Origin of the sequence: Nocardioides immobilis, from assembly GCF_003515065.1 — a bacterium.
Taxonomy (GTDB): domain Bacteria; phylum Actinomycetota; class Actinomycetes; order Propionibacteriales; family Nocardioidaceae; genus Nocardioides; species Nocardioides immobilis.
Genome location: NZ_QXGH01000014.1, coordinates 141827 through 161354, shown reverse-complemented (window position 1 = coordinate 161354; position 19528 = coordinate 141827). Strand labels below are relative to the sequence as shown.

The window sequence follows — 19528 nt, the reverse complement described above, 5'->3', positions numbered from 1 at the left end:
CGGCGTCTACCGTTCGACCATGTCCTGGGGGAAACGTGCGCTGCCGCTTGCCGCGACTGCGCTCGCGTTGCCGGCGCTGGTATCGGGGTGCCGCCTCGTCGACTCCCACTGGCAGCTGATCGAGGCAGAGCCTGGTTACGTGCCGCTGACCGAGGCCACCTTCGCCGACGCCATCACCGAGGCGATGTTCCGCCATCCGACGATGCACCTGGAGATGGAGGCCGGCGTCGGGACGATGTCGATGGACGTCCGGTACGGCGCGACGGACGACGATCTCGCGATGACCGGCACCTATGACGACGGTGTGACCGTCGGGGAGATGACGATCGTCGACGGCGAGGCCTACTTCCGCGACGAGGGGGAGCGGATCTACTTCCAGCTCCCCGACTACCTCGTGGACCAGGTGCTCGCCGAGATGAGCATGGGCAGCCCGGCGGAGATGGCGTCGACCTTCGAGTCCGGCATCGAGACGCTCGAGTACGGCGCGTCGCACGAGGTCGAGTACGGGATGACCCACCGCTACGACGTGAGGATGCGCAAGGAGTTCCTGGCGGACGAGCTCGACGTGCCGATCGAGCGCGTTCCGGACGTCACCTACCGGCTATGGCTCGACGACCACAACCTGCTCCGTCGGATGATCGTGGTGGCGATGGGCGAGACCGTCGACGCGACCTTCAGCGAGTGGGGCGAGCCGGTGACGATCGAGGCGCCGCCGCCAGGGCAGGTCGAGCCGCTGCCGGTGCCCACCGACGACGTCTGACCGGGGCGAATCTTTACCTGACTGCGGCGTGAGCCGAACGGCCCGTGGGTAGCCTCGGAACCATGACCTACAACGTGGAGAAGACCGACGAGGAGTGGAAGGCAGAGCTCACTCCTGAGGAGTACGCCGTGCTCCGCAAGGCCGGCACCGAGCGCGCCTTCAAGGGCGAGTACACCGACACCGAGACCAAGGGTGTCTACCGCTGCAAGGCGTGCCAGGCCAAGCTCTTCGAGTCGGACACGAAGTTCCACTCGGGATGCGGCTGGCCGAGCTTCTACCAGCCGATCAGCGACACGATCGAGTACATCGAGGACAAGTCCGCCGGCATGGTCCGCACCGAGGTCCGGTGCACCAACTGCGGCTCGCACCTCGGCCACGTCTTCCCGGACGGCTACGGCACCCCGACCGGTGACCGCTACTGCATCAACTCGATCAGCCTGACCCTGGAGCCCGCCGACGAGGCCTGATCAGCGCTCGCAGGAGAACTTGGTCTCGGCGCCGCCCGGGGATGAGGGAGACGAACCGGCGACCCTCTCGCGCAGATGACGTCGTACGGCGGCCGCGAGCGCGGCCGGGATCGTCCACCTCACGGCGCTCAACTCTCGCAGCTTCGTCGGAGCTCCGCCCGGCAGGCGTCCTCGCCCGGGCCGCCGCGGGCGAGGTCCTGGCCGTCGCCACCGCGGAGGGTGTCACTGCCCGGACCGCCGACCATCGCGTCGTCGCCGGGACCGCCACGAGTCGTCGTACGACCGTCCCAGCCCCAGAGGAAGTCGTCACCCGCGCCGCCGAGGATCTCGGCTTCCAGCCGGCCACAGACGTTCTGGTGCCCGCTGGCATAGACATCGTCGTTGCCGGCGCCGGCGCGAACCTCGCTGAGGCACGCGTGCAAGGAGATCCAGTTCGCGGCATCGTTGCCGATCACCGTCGCGCTGTGCACGGCCCCCAGGGTCGAGGTGTCGAACTCGAGCTTCTCGATGTTCGACGCCTGCCCGGCGGGCGCGCCGTCGACCCGGATCGTCCCGCGTCGCAGGTTGAAGGTCGCGTCCTCGCAGTCGTCGCACCACGCGGTGAGCTGGTCGTGGCGGCCGGGTCCGAAGTCGAGGTCGATCCCGGACCGGATCCCGTAGACGGAGGCTTGGTCGGGCCCCGCGCCGAGCCACGCCCGCGCGCGGCCGGGATAGCCGTCCTCGACCGTGAAGTAGTCCTCGCCGCCACCCAGGCTGACCCGCTTGCGGTCCGCCGGCGCGCCCGAGGCGAGTCGAACGGCTTCGCTGTTGGCGCTTCCGAGGTAGACGTCGTCGCCCGAGCTGCCGGCCACCCCGCGTGCGCCGAGATGGGTCGTGGCCCAACCGTCGTCACCGATCGACCGGGCGTCGACGACATCGTCGCCGCCGCCGGGGGTGATCGTGACCGCCTGGTTGCCGGTCGCGCAGATGACGTCGTCGCCGTTGAGGGACCGTACGGCGCGCGCGCCGTTGGTCACGATGACGTCCGGTCCCGGGCTGGTGATGAGCAGCTCACCTGGCACACCGACGTGGGTGGCCTCCTGGCCACGACACATGGGCTCGCCCGCTGAGGCAGGGCCTGCCAGCGGGAGCGTGGGAAGAGCGGCGGCGAGGACGGCTGCTGCGATAGTGCGCTTCATGCCAGTCCAGACGCGCGGGCGGGGCTGTGGTTGCCTCCCGGCGGGAACCTTCGTGCAAAAGGGCTAACCCTGATTCACGGGCTGGGAATCCGTCCTAGCGTGGCGCCATGATCTCGACCCCCTCGGTACGCCGGGCGCTGGCCGCAGCCGCGCTCGCGACTGCAACCGCCGGCTCGCTCCTGCTGCCGGCCGCGCCGGGGGAGTGCCGGTCAGATCGAGCAGATCTACGTCTCGCGCGGCGGCATCCCGGTGGTCGACCGGATCCGGCCCAACCCGCACGGCGGCCTGACGTTCAACGTCCAGCCGGGGCGGTACAACATCTTCGTGCAGGTCGTGACCCGTGCGAACGAGCGCGACATCCCGACCGGCGCCACCCTGACCAAGCGCGCCCACTTCCGCGTGATCGCCGACTACCGCCGCTGACCTCCCTCCACCTGACGGCCGGCACCGACACACCGGGGTAGGTGCCGGCCGTTAGGGTCACGGGCATGGCGAAGACCGCTGCCGTCGAGGTGCAGGCAGGCGACCGTGCTGTGCGGGTCTCGAGCGCCGACCGGGTGATCTATGAGGCCACCGAGCGCACGCCCGAGGTCACCAAGCTGATGGTGGCGGAGTACGTCGTCAGCGTGGCTGATGGCCTGATGCGGGCGCTCCGCGACCGGCCGACCGCGCTGGAGCGGTGGCCCAACGGCGTACGCGAAGGCTTCAAGCTCGCCACCGGCCCGTGGGACAAGGACGCCGAGGCGTTCTACCAGAAGCGGGTGCCGAAGGGGGCGCCCGACTATCTCGAGTCGGTGCAGATCACGTTCCCGTCCGGGCGGACCGCCGACGAGATCTGCCCGACGGAGATCGCGGTGCCCGTGTGGTGCGCGCAGATGGGCGCGCTCACGTTCCACCCCTGGCCTGTCAGACGAACGGACGACGTCGGCAGTCTCGACAGGCCCGACGAGCTGAGGATCGACCTCGACCCCCAGCCGGGCACGACCTTCGCCGACGCGGTGCGGGTCGCGGGCGTCGCCCGCGAGGTGCTCGAGGAGCTGGGCATCACCGGCTACCCCAAGACCTCCGGCAACCGCGGCATCCACATCTACGTCCGCATCGAGCCCCGCTGGACGTTCGAGGAGGTCCGGCACGCGGCGATCGGCTTCGGTCGCGAGCTCGAGCGTCGCGACGGCGGCGTGACCACCGCGTGGTGGAAGGAGGAGCGGGGCGAGCGGATCTTCGTCGACTACAACCAGAACAACCGCGACCGGACCATCGCCTCGGCCTACTCGCTGCGGCCGATCCCCGGCGCTCCGGTCTCGACCCCGATGACCTGGGACGAGCTCGCCGACGTGAAGGACCCGAAGGAGTTCAACCTCTTCACCGTGCCCGACCGCGTCGCCGACGGTGACCCGTGGGCGAGCATCGACGACCGGGCCTTCTCGCTCGAGCCTCTGCTCCAGCTGTGGGAGGAGCTGCCGGGAGGCGAGCTGAACTTCCCGCCCGACTACCCGAAGATGCCCGGCGAGCCCCCGCGGGTCCAGCCGAGCAAGAAGGTCGCCGAGCACTGGGACGACGAGGGCAACTACATCGGCCCGGAGCGCTGATGACCGAGGACAACCGGATGGCGCGCAACGGCGAGGAGCCCCCGAAGACCGGCGGGTACGGCGCCGCGCGCTGGTCGGACTACCTCGACTGGATGCGGGCCGAGCTGATCCGGGGCGTGCTGGGGCTGGCGCCGGAGCAGCAGCGCACCGCGCGGGTCCCGTCGGGCTGGACGCCGATCGAGCTGCTCAGCCACGTGCTCCACATGGAGCAGCGGTGGTTCGTGTGGGGCTTCCTGGGCGAGCCGGTCGCCGAGCCGTGGGGCGACTGGGACGTCGACGAACCGTGGCGCGACGGCGTCGAGGGTCGGTGGCAGGTCCCCGACGACGTGACCGCCGAGCAGCTGGCGGACCGGCTCGAGGCGATCGGCGAGCGCACGCGCGAGGTGCTGGCGTCGTACCCGCTCGACGCGCTGGCCTCGCCGGGCGGCCGATTCTCCGCGGACCCGCCGACGCTCGAGTGGATCTGCTTCCACGTGCTGGCCGAGTACGCCCGGCACGCCGGCCACCTCGACATCGTCGTCGAGCTGGCGGACTGATTTCGAGGTTGACCGAGGACCGCGCCAGGTCGGGCGGCCTCAGGGCCGGGAGTCGTCGCTCACCGCAGAGGGAACGGTGACTGCCACCACGAGGGATCCGACTCGACGCTCACCTGCCCGACCCATTTCACCCACCAGAAGCCACGGCGGCCAGGGGCGACCAACCGGACGGGCGCGCCGTGCCCGCGCGAGAGCGGTGCACCACCGACGTGGGTGGCGATCAGCAGGGCCGCTGCGTCCTCGGGCGGGAAGCGCCTCGCGTAGCCGGTCACCGAGCGCACGACGATCGACCCGCCGCCGAGGGGGCCGATCAGGTGGTCCAGCCGGATGCCGCGCCACGTCTGCTCGGCCCACCAACCGCCGGTGCAGTCCAGGACGGCGGTCTCGGTCACGGCTGTCATCGCGAGCAGGTCGGCGTAGCGGAACCGCTGCGCCACCTCGTCAGGTCGGCTGACCAGCAGCTCGTACGCGTCCAGGTCGATGAGGGGGACGTCGTCCGTGAACCACTGGGTCACCGGCATCGCGGACGGTACGCCAGACCCGACCTCGTAGGACCCGGTGCCGCGGCGGCGCTCACCCGGGAGGTTGGCGACGGACGTGACCGCCTCCAGGACGGCGTAGGTCAGAGCCGCGGTGCCGCTGAGAGCCACCGCTCTCAACGCCGTACGCCGGGAGAGGTCGGTCGACCGCGGTCGCTGCGGTCGACGGATCACATGGAAGATCGCGAGCGGGACGGCCGCGACAGCGGACCCGACGTGCACGTCCAGCGCGCTGACCCCTGCCACGTCGAACCGACCGAACGTCGCATGGGCGATGCCGGCCAGCAGGCTGGCGGCGACGGTCACGGCGAATGCGACCGCGAGCGCATGTCGGCGTCGACGGCGCAGTCCCCGTCGCACGATCACGCTCTTCCACGGGGCAAGCACGAGTATGCCGAGGCCGGCGACGCCGTGGACGACGCTGATCACCCGGGACTCAGGCGATCCCTCGATCGCGAAGGCCACCCAGCCGGTCACGAACGCCCCCGCGAGCAGTGCGAGGAGCGCCAGGTTGGTCCGCCGGCTCGGCCGGGGCGAGATGCCCACCACTCCAGTGTGCAGCGGTCTGCGCGCCAGTGGTGGAGGAGTCCTCGCCCGTCCATGACGTCGTGTCGAGCGGCGGCTCTCCCCTTGCTGCTCGAACGGTGACGCCGACTCCGGTCGGCTCAGAGCCCGGTGACCCCTTCGCCGCCTCCGGCCTGCTCGTCGAAGTTCTCGTGCTCGAGCAGGTGCAGCACGGGGACGCCGAGCTTGCGGCGCGCCTTCGAGGTCCAGTCGACGTGGAAGAACTCGGCGACGACGTGGGGCCGGGTCAGCACGATCGCCTCGCGCCCGTCGACCGCGGAGACCTTGGCAGCGAGGGCGTCGACCGGAGGCTCGGTGACGACCGCCGCGCTGCCGATCTCGGCGCCTGCGGCGCGCAGCGCGTCGGTCGTGGCGACCAGGTCGTGGTTGGCCTGCTCGCGCTGCTCGTCGCGGAGGGCCGCGAGCTCGTCGGGGCTGGGCGTCATCGGCGGTGCCAGCAGGTCGGCGCCGCCGATCGCGCCGAGCGAGGCCTCGACTGCGGCCGCCGCGTCGACCAGCGGCAGCAGCACGTGATAGACGACAGCGGCGTCGAAGTCCTCGTGCAGCGAACGCACCTGGGCCGCGTCTGCGGCGGTCAGGGGCTGCTCGACGAGGAGGACGACGTCGTACCTCTCGGGTGCGGTCTCCATGTACAAGGTCTACACCCGTTGGAGCCTCTCAACCAGCGGCCCCGCCGAGCACGTCGGAGAGGTCGTAGGAGACCGGCTGCTCGAGCTGGTCGTAGCCGCACGACTCGGGGTCGCGATCGTCCCGCCAGCGCTTGAAGTGGGCGGTGTGCCGGAAGCGCCGGCCCTCCATGGCGTCGTACTTGACCTCGAGCACGCGCTCCGGCCGCAGCGGGGTGAACGACAGGTCCTTGCCCTGGCTCCACCGGCTCTGGGTGCCGGGCTGGCGACCGGGGTTGGCCACCAGGAACTCCTGCCACCGCCCCCACGGGTGCTCCTCGATCGGGACGACCAGCGCCTGCATCTCCTGCCACAGCTCGGCACGCCGCGCCTCGGTGAAGCTGGCGCTGACGCCGACGTGCTGCAGCTCCCCGCCGTCGTACAGGCCGAGCAGCAGGCTGCCCAGGAGCGGCCGCTCGGGCGTGCTGGTCTTGTGCTCCCGCATGCCGGCGACCACGACGTCGGCCGTGCGCTCGTGCTTGATCTTGAGCATGGTGCGGGCATTCGGCTGGTACGGCGCACCCATCGGCTTCGCGATGACGCCGTCCAGGCCGGCACCCTCGAACTGGTGGAACCACCGCTCGGCCACGGCCGGGTCCGTGCTGGTGCGGGTCAGGTGGCAACGCCCCTCCGCGGTGTCGTCCGGGTCGTCCAGGTCGGCGAGCGCCTCCTCGAGGACGGCGCGGCGCTCGGCGAACGGGCGGTCGACGTACGAGGTGTCACCGAGCGCGAGCAGGTCGAACGCGACGAAGCTCGCCGGGGTCGTCTCGGCGAGCAGGTCGATCCGGCTCTTCGCCGGGTGGATCCGCTCCTGCAGCACCTCGAACTCGAGCCGCCGCTTCCCGCCGTCCTTGCTGAGGGCGACGAAGATCTCGCCGTCGAGCACGCACCGTTCCGGCAGCTGCTGCTGGGCGGCGGTCACCAGCTCGGGGAAGTAGCGGGTCAGCGGCTTGGTGTTGCGGCTGGTCAGCTCGACCTCGTCTCCGTCCTTGAACAGCAGACAGCGGAAGCCGTCCCACTTGGGCTCGAAGCTGAGGCCGAGCCCGTCGTACGTCCCGTCGGGGTCGAACTTCGCCGGATCGGGCACACCCTTCACTGCCTTGGCGAGCATCGGCTGGACGGGCGGCATCACGGGCAGGTCCACGGTGGGTGAGACTAGTCCGCCGCCACCAACTCATCGGGCCGCTCCGGGAGCACGTGCGCGATGTAGTCGGCCGCCGAGTCGAAGATGTCGACCTCGTGGCCGGCCTGCTCCGAGAGGAACCACCGGTGCACCAGCACCTCGTGGAAGAACTCCGCCGGCTCCAGCTTGCCGCGCTGGTCGGCCGGCATCATCGCGACCAGCGGCTCGTAGATCGTGGTCAGCCACTGGTTGGCAACGATGGCCGGGTCCTCCCGGCCCAGGTCGTAGTGCGCGGTGTAGGCCGCGAGGTCGTTGAGCAGCCGCCGCGCCTGGGCGTCCTCGACCCCGAGGCCGGTCAGCGCCTGCAGCTCGCGGCAGTAGTGCCCGGCCTCGACGACCTTCGGCTGGATCCGGACCGTGTCGCCACCGAGGTCGGTCACGATGTCGAGCTCGTCGACGTCGAACCCGAGCTCGTTGAGGTGCTCGATCCGCTGCTCGATCCGCCACATCTCGTTGGTCCCGAACTCCTCGGCCCTGGTCAGCTCGGTCCACAGGGCCTCGTAGCGCTCGGCCAGCAGGTCGACGATCTCGTGCGCCCGCACGTCGGGATCGAGCTCCTCGCCGGCCTGGAGGTCGAGCAGCTCGGCGAAGACGTTCTCCCGGGCGACGGTGATGTCGTGCTCTCGCATCCGGGCGGAGAGGGTCGACTGGAGCTCGCCGGTCTCGGCGTCGACCAGGTAGGCCGCGAAGCCGCCGGCGGCCCGGCGGAACAGCACGTTCGACAGCGACACGTCGCCCCAGTAGAAGTCGGCGAGGTGCAGCCGCACGAGGAGTACGACGAGCGCGTCGACGAGCGACGGCAGGTTCTCGGCGTCCAGCCCGTGCCGGAACAGGCTGCGGTAGGGCAGGGAGAAGCGGAGGTGCTCGGTCACGAGCACGGCGGGGAGGATCTCGCCCGCAGGATCGGTGCGCCCAGTCACCACGCCCTTCGGCACGACGGCCGGGAGGTCCATCCGCCGCAGGTCGCGCAGCAGGCGGTACTCCCGCATTGCGATGTCCGGCTCGGTCTCCTTCACGGCCAGCGTCTGCTGGCCGGCGCGCACGATCCGCACGACGTGCCGCGACAGGCCCCGCGGCAGGGGCACGACGTACTCCTCGGGCCAGTCGGCCAGAGGAGTCGCCCAAGGCAGCATCAGCAGGGCCGTCTTCTCGGCCGGCCCGGCCCGGCTGGCGACGACGTGCAGCGCCATACCGGCACCGTACGCGCTCAGGGCTCCAGGAGCACTGCGCCCTTGCCGCCCTGCTCGCCGGCCACGTCCCCCGGGTTCATCAGCGAGCAGCTCTTGAGGCTGAGGCAGCCGCACCCGATGCAGCTGTCCAGCCGCTGCTCCAGCAGGCGGATCCGGCGGATCTGCTCCTCGAGCCGGGGCTTCCACTCCCGGCTGATCCGGTGCCAGTCGGACTTCGTGGGCGCGCGGTGGTCGGGCAGCGTGCCGAGCGCCTCCGCCACCTCCTCGAGGCTCAGCCCGACCCGCTGGGCGGCCCGCACGAACGCCACCCGACGCAGCGTCGACTGCTCGTAGCGCCGCTGGTTGCCCGTCGTCCGCGTCGAGCGCACCAGGCCCTTGTCCTCGTAGAAGCGGATCGCGCTGGTCGCCACGCCGGCGCGCTCGGCGAGCTGTCCGATGGTCAGCAGGGTCATGCCGAGATGGTTGCGCGCCATGAGCCAGAGTTCAAGTAAGGTTGAGTTCTGGAGCCGCGTGTCGGAATCGAACCGACGGCCTAGGTTTTACAAGAACCCCGCTCTGACCAACTGAGCTAACGCGGCGCGCGTCACCTGAGACGCCTGACAATCGTAGTCAGCGCCGGCCCCGCCCGCCGAACGGCGTCTCGTGGCAGGTCCGGTGGGCAGGACCGCAGCTCCGGATGCGGCACCATGGACGGGTCCGGATGAGCTCGGGGTCGTCCGTGCTGACAGCGGTCCCCGTTGCGAGACAAAGCCGCTGTGTCTGGGGAAAGGGCCCGCCATGGCCGAGAAAGCAAAGTCCTACAGCCGACGTCTGTTCCTGACCTACCGCGAGGTCATCGAGGGCCGGGTCGGCGACGTCCACCACGTCACCGAGCTGGCTGCCCGGTCCGGCGTCGACCTGGAGCAACGGCTGACGTTCGCGGAGTGGTACGCCGAGGAGCAGCAGGCGACCGTGAAGCGGCCGACCGCCATCCGCTGATCAGCGCAGGCGCCGCGCCTCGAACCGGGTTGCGGTGTCCGCGATGGCGTCCTGCGCCGCGATCAGCTGGAGCTCGCGAGTGCCGGCGGCCAGCGTCGCCTCGAGTACGGCGAACACCGCGCCGGTCGTGCGCTCGAGGGCGGTCGCCGGGGAGCCGGTGTCCCGCAGGTGTGCGAGGTAGAGCGCGGCCGTGAGGTCGCCGCCCCCGTTGGGGCTGATCGGCAGCAGGGGAGTGGTGACCACCCATGCCCCCTTGTCCGAGACGGCGAGGACATCGAGCGTGTCGTCCTCTCCCGGGTAGCGGACCGACGTGACCAGCACGTCCCGCGGCCCGCGCGCCCGGAGGGCGTCGGCCGCCGCGAGCACCTCCTCCGGCGTCGTGGTGGTGCTGCCGGTGAGGAAGTCGAGCTCGAAGTGGTTGGGCGTGACGATGTCCGCCCGCGGCACGACCTGGTCGCGGATGAACTCGGGGATCCCCGGTCGCACGAACACCCCGCGTCCCACGTCGCCGATCACCGGGTCGCAGGAGTAGACCGCCGCCGGGTTGAGCGCCTTCACCTGCGCGACGGCGTCGAGGATCACCGCACCCATCGCCGGATCGCCCTGGTAGCCGGACAGGACCGCGTCCGCCGTACCGAGCACGCCGCGGTCGGCTATGCCGGCGATCACCTCGGCGACGTCGGCGGGCGCCAGCATCGGCCCGCGCCAGGCGCCGTACCCGGTGTGGTTGGAGAAGTGCACCGTGATCACCGGCCACACCTCGTGGCCCAGCCGCTGGAGCGGGAACACCGCGGCGGAGTTCCCGACGTGTCCGTAGGCGACCGAGGACTGGATCGACAGGATGCGCACCCGACGATCCTCTCAGCGCCGCAATACGAAACCCTTTCGTAAGAGAACTAGAACAAGTTACAGTTACTCGACCGCTGTTCGTCGAGAGGAACCCCATGGCCAAGCGCGCAGCGCAGCGCAGCAACGAAGCCGACTACGTCGTCGTCGGATCGGGCAGCTCCGGCTCGATCGTCGCCGCGCGGCTCGCCCAGTCGGGCGCGAGCGTGATCCTGCTGGAGGCCGGCAAGACCGACGAGCAGATGCTCACCAAGGTCCCCGGCATGATCGGCCCGATGCACGCCGAGCCCAAGCTGAAGAAGCTGAACGACTGGGGCTACTACTCGGTGCCGCAGGAGGGGCTCGACGGCCGGAAGATGCCGACCCCGCGCGGGAAGGTGCTCGGTGGCTCGAGCTCGGTCAACGGCATGGTCTACGTGCGCGGCAACCGCGCCAACTACGACTCCTGGGCGGCCGAGGGCAACACCGGCTGGAGCGCGGACGAGGTCAACGCCGCGTTCAAGCGCTACGAGGACTTCGAGGACGGCGAGAACGACTACCGCGGCGCCGGCGGGCCGATCAAGATCACCCGCAACAAGTTCCCGCAAGAGGCCAGCCTCCAGTTCATCCAGGCCACCGCGGACACCCTCGGCGTCAAGGTGCTCGACGACTACAACGCCGCCGAGCAGGAGGGCATCGCCCGGATGCAGCAGAACGCTGCCGACGGTCTCCGCTACTCCTCGGCCCGCGGCTACGTCCACCACCTCGCCCCGCCGACCCTCGAGGTGCAGACCCGGGTCCAGGCGACCCGGGTCGTGATCGAGAACGGTCGCGCGACCGGCGTCGAGGTGGTCGAGCTCGACAGGACCGGCGCCGTGCCCAAGGGCGGCGGCGTACGACGGCTCGTCCGCGCCGGGCGTGAGGTCATCGTCTCCGCCGGCTTCGTCGGCAGCCCCCAGCTGCTGATGCTGTCCGGCATCGGCCACCCCGACCACCTCGCCACGGTCGGCATCGACTGCATCGCGGACCTCCCGGTCGGCGACAACCTGCACGACCACCTGTTCCACCCGCTGACGTTCCACGTGCCGACGGTCCAGCACCGCGGCACGCCGCTCTACTTCGGCAAGGCGCTGCTCAAGGAGAAGACGCGGGGCGGCTCGTTCCTCGCCAACTCGGTCTTCGAGTCGGTCGGGTTCGTGCGCACGTCGTTCGCAACCGATGTCCCGGACCTGCAGCTGCACATGCTGCCGTGGTCGTACCCGACCCCCAACCAGGACGCCCCCATCCGCCACCAGGTCGACCCGCGGCCGAGCCTCAGCGTCTTCTCCACGCTGATCTACCCACGCAGCCGCGGCACCATCCGGCTCGCGTCGTCGGACGCCATGGCCGCGCCGCTCATCGACTACGGCTTCTTCAAGGAGAAGGACGACATCGAGGTGCTCGCCGAGGGCACCGAGATGATCCGCGAGATCATGGCCGGCGCCGCGTTCGGCGGGACCGTCAAGGAGGAGATCCACCCCGGTCCGGCGCTGAAGGGCGCTGACCTCCGAGAGGCGCTCAAGATCCGCTCGACGTCGGTATACCACGGCGTCGGCACCTGCCGGATGGGCCCGGACTCAGACAGCCGAGCGGTCGTCTCCCCCGATCTCAAGGTCCGCGGCATCGAAGGGCTGCGGGTGGTCGACGCATCGATCATGCCGTCGATCACCGGCGGCAACACCAACGCGCCGTGCTACATGATCGGGGAGCGGGCCGCCGAGATCATGCTGGGTGCCCAGTCGTGAGTACGACGACCCGCCCCGCCACCCTCACCGACGAGTTCCTCGACGGCCTGGTCGCCCGGGTCCCCGGCTCGTCGGGCGCGACCTGGAAGCTGACCGAGGTCTACACCGGCGAGGTGCTCGTCGAGCTCCCGCAGTCGACGGAGGAGGACATCGAGCGTGCCTTCCACGAGGCCCGTGCCGCCCAGCGGCTCTGGGCGCAGTGGCCGCTGAAGAAGCGGCTCGAGATCTTCGAGCGGGCCCACACGCTCCTCCTCGACAACGCGCTCACCACGACCGACCTGATCCAGGCCGAGAGCGGCAAGAACCGGCGGATGGCGGTCGAGGAGACCTGCGACCCGCCGATGATCATCAGCCACTACCTCAAGCGGGCGCCCAAGCTGCTCACGCCGAAGAAGCACGGCGGGCCGGTGCCGTTCCTCTCCTCGTCGACCGAGGTGCACGTCCCGAAGGGCGTCGTCGGGATCATCGCGCCCTGGAACTTCCCGTTCGCCACCGGTCTCTCGGACGCGATCCCGGCCCTGATCGCCGGCAACGCGGTCGTCGTGAAGCCCGACAACAAGACCGCGCTCAGCCCGCTCTACGGCATCAGCCTGCTCGAGGAGGCGGGCCTGCCCGAGGGGCTGTTCCAGGTCGTGTGCGGTGAGGGTCCGGACGTCGGCCCGACCCTCATCGACAACGCCGACTACGTCATGTTCACCGGGTCCACCGCGACCGGCCGGGTGATCGGCGAGCGCGCCGGCCGCAACCTGATCGGCTGCTGCCTGGAGCTCGGCGGCAAGAACCCGATGATCGTGCTCGACGACGTCAACGCGGACGAGTGGGTCGAGAGCGCCACCTTCGGTGTCTTCGGCAACACCGGCCAGATCTGCATGCACATCGAGCGCATCTATCTCCCCGAGCGCCGGTACGACGAGCTGCGCGACGCCCTCGTCGAGCGGGCTTCCACGCTGAGCATCGGTGCGTCGTACGACTTCGGACCGGAGATCGGGAGCCTGGTGTCGCCCGACCACCGCGACCGCGTCGCCTCCCACGTCGAGGACGCCGTCGCCAAGGGCGCGACCGTGCTGACCGGGGGGCGCGCACGGCCGGACCTCGGCCCGGCGTTCTTCGAGCCCACCGTGCTGGAGGGCGTCACCAAGGACATGCTGGCCGGCCGGACGGAGACGTTCGGGCCGGTCGTCGGGCTCTACCGCTACCGGACCGTCGACGAGGCGATCAAGCTCGCCAACGACACCGACTACGGCCTCAACGCGTCGGTCTGGAGCGGCGACATCGCCCGTGCGGAGGCGGTTGCCGAGCGGATCGAATCCGGCAACGTGAACATCAACGACGCGCTGGCGACGGCGTACGCATCGAAGGCCACGCCGTCGGGAGGCGTCAAGAACTCCGGAGTCGGCGCCCGGCACGGTGACCAGGGGCTGCTGAAGTACACCGACGTCAAGAACGTCGCGGTCCTGAAGAAGCAGGTGCTGGGCGCGAGACCCGGTCAGGACTACGATGCCTACGTCCAGCAGATGCTTCATTCGCTGAAGCTGATGCGACGACTCCGCGTGCGCTGACGCCCCCCGAGCAGCACGTGGAGCATCCGCTCCGGGGCCGGGGGAATCGCACCCCCCGGAGCGGATGCGAGGGGTCGCTCAGGCCTCGATGGCCTGGGTCTCGACCCTGGGTGCCGTGCCGGCGATCTCGACCTTGCGCGGCTTGGCCTTCTCGGCGACGGGTACGACGAGCCGCAGGACTCCGCCTTCATAGCCCGCCTCGATCCGGTCGAGGTCGAGGTTGTCGCCCAGCACGAGCTGGCGGCTGAACTGACCGTGGATCCGCTCGGAAGCGAGCCGCTGCCAGTCACCGTTGCCGGCGACGCGCTCGGCCTTCACCGTGAGCACGTTGCGCTCGACGTCGATGTCGATGCTGTCGCGGTTGATGCCCGGCAGGTCGAACTCGATCACGAACCGGTCGCCCTCGCGCCAGGCGTCCATCGGCATCACGGCCGGGCGGTTGGTGGTCCCCGAACCCATGCTGAGCAGCTGTCCGGCCAGGCGGTCGAAGTCGCGGAACGGGTCGGTGGTTCGCAGCAACATGGTTCCTCCTTCGTCTGGGTCGGACGGTCCGTCCGACGCTCCTAAGATCTGTAATAACTGTTATAGATTATCTATTCCAGTAGAATCAAGCCCCCGAGGGAGGTGAAGGTGATGAGCAGCGAGCGGGCGCAAGGCGTCTACGCGATCTCGGTCGCGGCCGACCTGGTCTCGATGGAGATCCAGAACCTGCGCGTCTACGAGCGGCGGGGCCTGGTCGAGCCCGCCCGCACCCCCGGCGGCTCGCGGCTCTACAGCCGCGCCGACATCGAGCGGCTGCACCGGATCCGCGACCTGCTCGCCGACGGGCTCAACCTCGCCGGGATCCGCCGGGTCCTCGAGCTCGAGGGCGAGGTCGTACGGCTCCGCCGGGAGAACGCCGCGCTGCGCAGGCGGCACTGACTGCGCCTCAGGCGACCTCGAGCGAGCGCTTCGAGAGGCCCATCCAGTAGCCGTCGATGACCTGGGTGCCGGGCGTGCCCGGGTCGGTCGCCGCGCCGAGGGTCACGAACAGCGGGCTGTAGTGCTCCACCGTGGGGTGGGCGTAGGGCATGCCCGGCGCCTTCGAGAGGTACGACGACAGCTCGTCGACATCGCCGCGCGCCAGCGCCTCGGCAGCCCACTGGTCGAAGTCCGCGGACCACTGCGGGACCTTGGCGTCGATCCGGAACTCGGTGAGGAACGGCAGGCCGTGGGTCAGGAACCCGGAGCCGATGATCAGCACGCCCTCGTCCCGCAGCGGCCGGAGCCGCTCGCCGAGCTTGAGCAGCCGCTCGGGGTCGTGGGTCGGCAGCGACATCTGCAGCACCGGGATGTCCGCGTCCGGGTACATGATCTTCAGCGGCACCCAGGCTCCGTGGTCGAGGCCGCGGGAGGCGTGCTGGTGCACCGACTCGGTGTCCGGCATCAGCTTCGCGATCCGCTCCCCGAGGGCGGTGGCGTCGGGGGTGCGGTAGGTCATCCGGTAGTACCGGGGGTCGAACCCGCCGAAGTCGTAGACCAGGTCGGCTCCGCTGGCGCTCAACGAGACCGGCGCCGACTCCCAGTGCGCGCTCACCATGAGGATCGCCTTCGGGCGCGGCAGGTCCTGCGCCCAGGCCGCCAGCTCGCCGGACCACACAGGGTCGTCGAGCAGCGGCGGCGCACCGTGGCCGATGTAGAGCGCCGGCATCCGGTCAACAGCAGTCATGCTCACCTCAATAGTTGATGATTCAACTTTATTCCGTCGGGAGCGACCAGTCCACCGGTTCGCCGCCGCGCTCGACGAGCAGCTGGTTGACGCGGCTGAAGGGGCGAGACCCGAAGAAGCCCCGGTACGCCGCGAGCGGCGACGGGTGGGCCGACTCGACGTACGGGATCCGGCCGAGGTGCGACTTGAGCGACTGCGCGTCGTTGCCCCACAGGATCGCCGCGATCGGGGCACCGGCATCGGCCCGCCGCACCAGCGCTGCGATCGCGCAGGCGGTGACGTGCTCCCAGCCCTTGCCCCGGTGTGACGCCGGCCGGCCGGGCTGGACGGTGAGCACCCGGTTGAGCAGCATCACCCCCTGCTCGGTCCAGGCGGTCAGGTCGCCGTGAGGCGGCGGCGTCACGCCGACGTCGATCCCCAGCTCCTGGTAGATGTTCCGCAGGCTGGCCGGGATCGGCTGGACTCCGCGGTCGACGGCGAAGCAGAGGCCGATCGGGTGGCCCGGCGTGGGGTAGGGGTCCTGCCCCACGATCAGCACCCGGACGTCGGCCAGCGGCCGACGGAACGCGCGGAAGATGTGGTCGCCGGCCGGCAGGTACGACCGCCCGGCCGCGATCTCCTCCCGCAGGAAGCCGCCCAGCGCGGCGACCCGGTCGTCCACCGGGGCCAGCGCCTCCGCCCAGTCCGGGGCCATCAGGCCCTTGTCGACGAGTCCGCCCAGCGCGCTCATGGGGTCATTCTCACTAGGCTCGGACCATGAGCGACACCCAGGTGACGAAGAACGACGACCGCAACCGGTTCGAGATCCACACCGACGATGGCCGGCTGGCCGGCTTCACGCAGTACGTCGCCGGTGACGGCGTGCGCGACTTCGTCCACACCGTGGTCAAGGACGAGTTCGAGGGCCAGGGCATCGGCGGCAAGCTCGCCCGCGCCGCGCTCGACCAGACCCGTGCCGAGGGCCTCAAGGTCATCGCGACCTGCCCGTTCATCAAGGGCTGGATCGGCAAGCACCCGGACTACCAGGACCTGCTCGCCTGAACGCAGAACGACGCGCCCCTCTCCCTCCTAGGGGCGCGCCGCCAGTGCGTAGCTCCGACGCGGGCCACCAGGGAAATCGCTGGACCACCGGCGGCGCAGAGCGCCTGCCTGGCGGGCTCCCTCCAGTGTGTCCTGATGACCCGCGTCGGTGATCCCGACTCTATGAGTGCGACGACCGGTCCCGGATCGGGCGTGCGGTCGGTCTCGCTAGTCACTATTGACTAGCAGGCCGGTCTCGGCGGTCGTCGCTACTTCTTCAGCGCGCGGGAGGCCGACGAGGTGTGGCGCCGGCTCGGGTTCGTGCCGATCGTGGCGGCCACGGCGGCCTTGGCGGACGACAGCTTGTCGGCCGGATCCTCGTCGTCGGGCGACCACTCGCTGATCCACTCGTCCATCACGACCCAGGTCGTGCGACGCGCCGCGCGGCCGGTGAGCATGCCGAGGTGACCGCCCGGAACGATCTCGAACCGCACCTCCGGCGACCCCGAGAGGAGCGGCACGACCGCCTTGACGGCTGCCACCGGGGCGATGCCGTCGGTCGCGCCGCCGAAGACCAGCACCGGGACCTTGATGTCGCTCAGCCGGATCGTGCGGTCGTCGAGCTCGAAGTCGCCGGCGGCGAGCTGGTTGCCCTTGGCGAACCGGTGGTAGAGCTGCCCGAACGTGCGGCCGGGGTAGGCGATCATGTTGTCGGTGAACCGGTCGACCGCCTCGATCTGGGCGAGGAACTCGGTGTCGTCGATGTGGCTGGCCAGCGCGAGTGGCTTGGTCACCATCTTCTGGAACGACGAGAGCTGGAAGGCCCACTTCACCAGCGGCTTGGGAGCCCCGCCGAGCAGCTGGTAGCCCTTGGTGATCGGGCCCTTGCCGTTGAACCAGTTGAGCAATGGCCGCAGCGGCGCGACCAGCGGCACCAGCGAGACGTCGATCGGCGAGCCGACCGCGGTCAGCGACGCGATCGGCAGGTCGGGGCTGTCGGCCGCGGCCAGCAGCGAGAAGATCCCGCCCAGGCTCCAGCCGATGACGTGCACGGGACGGCCGCCTGCGTGGGCCGAGACCTCGCGGATCGCCGTCGGCACGACCTCGTCGATCCAGTGCTCCATGCCGAGGTTGCGGTTGCGGAACGAGACCTCGCCGTACTCCACCAGGTACGTCGGCCGCCCGCCGGTCACGAAGTGCTCGACGAGCGAGCACCCGCGCCGCAGGTCGTAGCAGATCGCGGGCGCCGCGAGCGGGGTGACGAGGAGGACCGGGTCGCCGGTCTCCTTGACCGTGCCGGACGGGCGGTAGTGGTAGACCTCGCGGAGGGTCCCGTCGTCGATCAGGGTGCGCGGCATCGGGCGCAGGTCGGCGAGGCCGCCGTAGAGCATCTTGTGCGCCACGTTGCTGGCCGCGGACACGACCTGATCAGGCTTCGGGATCAGATCCATGGCCGAAAGTTACCCCGCGTGGAGCAGGGAGGGGACCGCCGTCCGGAGACCGGCTCGCGGCGCGGTCAGGACCTGGTCGCCGGGCGGAGGTGCTTGGTGTGGTGGCTGACGTCCTCGAGCTCGGTCATGAAGCTGGCCGCCCAGGCCTTCACGTCGTGCTGGCTGATCGTCTTGCGCATGGCACGCATCCGACGCGCGAGCTCCCTCGGCTCGGCCTGGTAGGCCTCGAGCAGGGCCGCCTTCATGCCGTTGATGTCGTAGGGGTTCACCAGCCAGGCCTGCTTCAGCTCCTCGGCAGCGCCCGCGAACTCCGACAGCACGAGGGCGCCGTCCTCCTCGACCCGGCAGGCGACGTACTCCTTGGCGACGAGGTTCATGCCGTCGCGGTAGGGAGTCACCACCATGATGTCGGCGGCGCGGTAGAGCGCGGCCATCTCCTCGCGGGGGTAGGAGGTGTGGAGGTAGCTGATCGCGGGCCGGCCGATCCGGCCGAGGTCGCCGTTGATCCGGCCGACCAGCCGCTCGATGTCGTCACGTAGGATCCGGTAGTGCTCGACCTGCTCGCGGGACGGCACGGCCACCTGCACGAACACCGCGTCCTCGACGTCGAAGTGACCGTCGCGGATCAGCTCGCTGAACGCGCGCAGCCGGGCGTAGATGCCCTTGGTGTAGTCGAGCCGGTCGATGCCGAGGAAGATCCGCCGCGGGTTGCCGAGGGCCTCGCGGAGCGCCTTCGCGCGGTCGACCACGTCGGGGGAGGAGGCGAGCTCCTCGAATCCCGCGGAGTCGATCGAGATCGGGAACGCCGCGGCGCGCACGGTGCGACCGTCGGGCAGGTAGATCAGGTCGCGATGGGTCTTGTGGCCGACCCGCTGCCGGACCAGCCGGACGAAGTTGGCCGCGGCCTCGGGCAGCTGGAACCCGACCAGGTCGGCGCCGAGCAGCCCTTCGAGGATCTGCCGACGCCAGGGGAGCTGCTGGAAGAGCTCGGCCGGTGGGAACGGGATGTGCAGGTAGAAGCCGATCCGGAGGTCCGGCCGGAGGTCGCGCAGCATCTGCGGCACCAGCTGGAGCTGGTAGTCGTGGACCCAGACCGTCCCCTTCTTGGCGGCGAGCTGGGCGGCCTTCTCGGCGAACCGGCGGTTCACCTGGACGTACTCGTCCCACCACTCGCGGTGGAACTCAGGCTTGGCGACCACGTCGTGGTAGAGCGGCCAGAGGGTCGCGTTCGAGAAGCCCTCGTAGTGGCCCTCGATCTCGTCCTGGGTCATCGACATCGGGACGAGGGACAGCCCCTCGTCCTCGAATGGCCTCAGCTTCTGCCCGGTGCCGCCGGGCCAGCCGATCCACACGCCGCCGCCATGGGTGCGCATGACCGGCTCGATCGCGGTGACCAGTCCGCCGGGGGACCGGCGCCACACCTTGCGCCCCGAAGGCAGGGTGACCCGGTCGACCGGAAGTCGATTGGCGACGATCACGAGGTCGTGGGCCACGGGACTCACCTTAGCCAT

23 protein-coding genes and 1 tRNA gene are annotated in these 19528 nt (G+C 70.3%); 10 read left to right on the top strand and 14 right to left on the bottom strand.

Annotated features, from left to right (window positions below; genetic code table 11):
* Positions 1 to 19 precede the first annotated feature (19 nt).
* Positions 20 to 760 (top strand): hypothetical protein, encoded by a 741-nt coding sequence (locus tag D0Z08_RS10900; protein ID WP_118925261.1) that lies wholly within the window; start codon positions 20 to 22, stop codon positions 758 to 760.
* A gap of 62 nt (positions 761 to 822) precedes the next feature.
* Positions 823 to 1227 carry a peptide-methionine (R)-S-oxide reductase MsrB gene (gene msrB / locus D0Z08_RS10895; RefSeq protein ID WP_118925260.1) on the top strand — a complete coding sequence of 135 codons (405 nt, stop codon included), beginning with the start codon at positions 823 to 825 and terminating at the stop codon, positions 1225 to 1227.
* On the opposite strand, the gene D0Z08_RS33390 is transcribed toward msrB, so the two are convergent.
* Complete coding sequence (locus tag D0Z08_RS33390; RefSeq protein ID WP_281271722.1) at positions 1228 to 1350, bottom strand: hypothetical protein; 123 nt, start codon at positions 1348 to 1350, stop codon at positions 1228 to 1230.
* Positions 1351 to 1355: 5 nt separating this feature from the next.
* The gene (locus tag D0Z08_RS10890) at positions 1356 to 2405 is read right to left on the bottom strand and encodes a calcium-binding protein (protein WP_147381396.1); all 1050 of its coding nucleotides are present in this window, start codon (positions 2403 to 2405) and stop codon (positions 1356 to 1358) included.
* A 249-nt stretch (positions 2406 to 2654) separates the two neighbouring features.
* On the opposite strand from D0Z08_RS10890, the gene D0Z08_RS32070 reads away from it, so the two are divergent.
* The 3 genes from D0Z08_RS32070 (at position 2655) to D0Z08_RS10880 (ending at position 4530) form a co-directional block, all read left to right on the top strand.
* The gene (locus tag D0Z08_RS32070; protein WP_182481267.1) at positions 2655 to 2828 is read left to right on the top strand and encodes a hypothetical protein; all 174 of its coding nucleotides are present in this window, start codon (positions 2655 to 2657) and stop codon (positions 2826 to 2828) included.
* Between the two features lie 65 nt (positions 2829 to 2893).
* A complete protein-coding gene (locus tag D0Z08_RS10885) occupies positions 2894 to 3994 on the top strand; it encodes a DNA polymerase domain-containing protein (RefSeq protein ID WP_118925258.1) in 1101 nt (366 codons plus the stop codon).
* A complete protein-coding gene (locus D0Z08_RS10880) occupies positions 3994 to 4530 on the top strand; it encodes a mycothiol transferase (RefSeq protein WP_245993865.1) in 537 nt (178 codons plus the stop codon). The genes D0Z08_RS10885 and D0Z08_RS10880 overlap by 1 nt, the downstream gene beginning before the upstream one ends.
* Positions 4531 to 4589: 59 nt before the next feature.
* On the opposite strand, the gene D0Z08_RS10875 is transcribed toward D0Z08_RS10880, so the two are convergent.
* From D0Z08_RS10875 to D0Z08_RS10850, 6 genes are all read right to left on the bottom strand, one after another.
* Entirely contained in the window at positions 4590 to 5615 is a 1026-nt protein-coding gene (locus D0Z08_RS10875) for a molybdopterin-dependent oxidoreductase (RefSeq protein ID WP_118925257.1), read from the bottom strand.
* A 119-nt stretch (positions 5616 to 5734) separates the two neighbouring features.
* On the bottom strand, positions 5735 to 6283 hold the full coding sequence (locus D0Z08_RS10870; RefSeq protein ID WP_118925256.1) for a hypothetical protein: 549 nt from the start codon (positions 6281 to 6283) through the stop codon (positions 5735 to 5737).
* A gap of 28 nt (positions 6284 to 6311) precedes the next feature.
* Positions 6312 to 7463 carry an ATP-dependent DNA ligase gene (locus D0Z08_RS10865; protein WP_182481266.1) on the bottom strand — a complete coding sequence of 384 codons (1152 nt, stop codon included), beginning with the start codon at positions 7461 to 7463 and terminating at the stop codon, positions 6312 to 6314.
* Between the two features lie 11 nt (positions 7464 to 7474).
* The gene (locus D0Z08_RS10860; RefSeq protein ID WP_118925255.1) at positions 7475 to 8692 is read right to left on the bottom strand and encodes a DUF4032 domain-containing protein; all 1218 of its coding nucleotides are present in this window, start codon (positions 8690 to 8692) and stop codon (positions 7475 to 7477) included.
* A 17-nt stretch (positions 8693 to 8709) separates the two neighbouring features.
* Complete coding sequence (gene soxR, locus D0Z08_RS10855) at positions 8710 to 9144, bottom strand: redox-sensitive transcriptional activator SoxR (protein WP_118925345.1); 435 nt, start codon at positions 9142 to 9144, stop codon at positions 8710 to 8712.
* A gap of 49 nt (positions 9145 to 9193) precedes the next feature.
* Positions 9194 to 9270: transfer RNA gene (locus tag D0Z08_RS10850), tRNA-Thr, on the bottom strand.
* Between the two features lie 199 nt (positions 9271 to 9469).
* On the opposite strand from D0Z08_RS10850, the gene D0Z08_RS10845 reads away from it, so the two are divergent.
* Entirely contained in the window at positions 9470 to 9670 is a 201-nt protein-coding gene (locus D0Z08_RS10845; protein WP_118925254.1) for a hypothetical protein, read from the top strand.
* Here the strand turns inward: D0Z08_RS10845 and pdxY are convergent, their stop codons facing one another.
* Positions 9671 to 10519: a pyridoxal kinase PdxY gene (gene pdxY, locus D0Z08_RS10840; protein WP_118925253.1), complete on the bottom strand. Its 849-nt coding sequence runs from the start codon at positions 10517 to 10519 to the stop codon at positions 9671 to 9673. It abuts the gene before it with no gap.
* A gap of 95 nt (positions 10520 to 10614) precedes the next feature.
* Between pdxY and D0Z08_RS10835 the strand changes: the two genes are divergently transcribed.
* On the top strand, positions 10615 to 12279 hold the full coding sequence (locus D0Z08_RS10835) for a GMC family oxidoreductase (protein WP_118925252.1): 1665 nt from the start codon (positions 10615 to 10617) through the stop codon (positions 12277 to 12279).
* Complete coding sequence (locus D0Z08_RS10830; RefSeq protein ID WP_118925251.1) at positions 12276 to 13838, top strand: succinic semialdehyde dehydrogenase; 1563 nt, start codon at positions 12276 to 12278, stop codon at positions 13836 to 13838. The genes D0Z08_RS10835 and D0Z08_RS10830 overlap by 4 nt, the downstream gene beginning before the upstream one ends.
* Before the next feature lie 78 nt (positions 13839 to 13916).
* Here the strand turns inward: D0Z08_RS10830 and D0Z08_RS10825 are convergent, their stop codons facing one another.
* The gene (locus tag D0Z08_RS10825; RefSeq protein ID WP_118925250.1) at positions 13917 to 14360 is read right to left on the bottom strand and encodes an Hsp20/alpha crystallin family protein; all 444 of its coding nucleotides are present in this window, start codon (positions 14358 to 14360) and stop codon (positions 13917 to 13919) included.
* Between the two features lie 111 nt (positions 14361 to 14471).
* On the opposite strand from D0Z08_RS10825, the gene D0Z08_RS10820 reads away from it, so the two are divergent.
* Positions 14472 to 14759: a MerR family transcriptional regulator gene (locus D0Z08_RS10820; RefSeq protein ID WP_118925249.1), complete on the top strand. Its 288-nt coding sequence runs from the start codon at positions 14472 to 14474 to the stop codon at positions 14757 to 14759.
* Positions 14760 to 14766: 7 nt separating this feature from the next.
* Here the strand turns inward: D0Z08_RS10820 and D0Z08_RS10815 are convergent, their stop codons facing one another.
* The gene (locus D0Z08_RS10815; protein WP_118925248.1) at positions 14767 to 15546 is read right to left on the bottom strand and encodes a dioxygenase family protein; all 780 of its coding nucleotides are present in this window, start codon (positions 15544 to 15546) and stop codon (positions 14767 to 14769) included.
* Positions 15547 to 15574: 28 nt separating this feature from the next.
* Positions 15575 to 16276, bottom strand: a complete 702-nt coding sequence (locus D0Z08_RS10810) for a uracil-DNA glycosylase (protein WP_118925247.1) — start codon at positions 16274 to 16276, stop codon at positions 15575 to 15577.
* A 26-nt stretch (positions 16277 to 16302) separates the two neighbouring features.
* Between D0Z08_RS10810 and D0Z08_RS10805 the strand changes: the two genes are divergently transcribed.
* The gene (locus D0Z08_RS10805) at positions 16303 to 16587 is read left to right on the top strand and encodes a GNAT family N-acetyltransferase (RefSeq protein WP_118925246.1); all 285 of its coding nucleotides are present in this window, start codon (positions 16303 to 16305) and stop codon (positions 16585 to 16587) included.
* A gap of 248 nt (positions 16588 to 16835) precedes the next feature.
* On the opposite strand, the gene D0Z08_RS10800 is transcribed toward D0Z08_RS10805, so the two are convergent.
* Positions 16836 to 18017 carry an alpha/beta fold hydrolase gene (locus tag D0Z08_RS10800; protein WP_118925245.1) on the bottom strand — a complete coding sequence of 394 codons (1182 nt, stop codon included), beginning with the start codon at positions 18015 to 18017 and terminating at the stop codon, positions 16836 to 16838.
* A gap of 65 nt (positions 18018 to 18082) precedes the next feature.
* Entirely contained in the window at positions 18083 to 19528 is a 1446-nt protein-coding gene (locus D0Z08_RS10795; RefSeq protein ID WP_118925244.1) for an alpha,alpha-trehalose-phosphate synthase (UDP-forming), read from the bottom strand.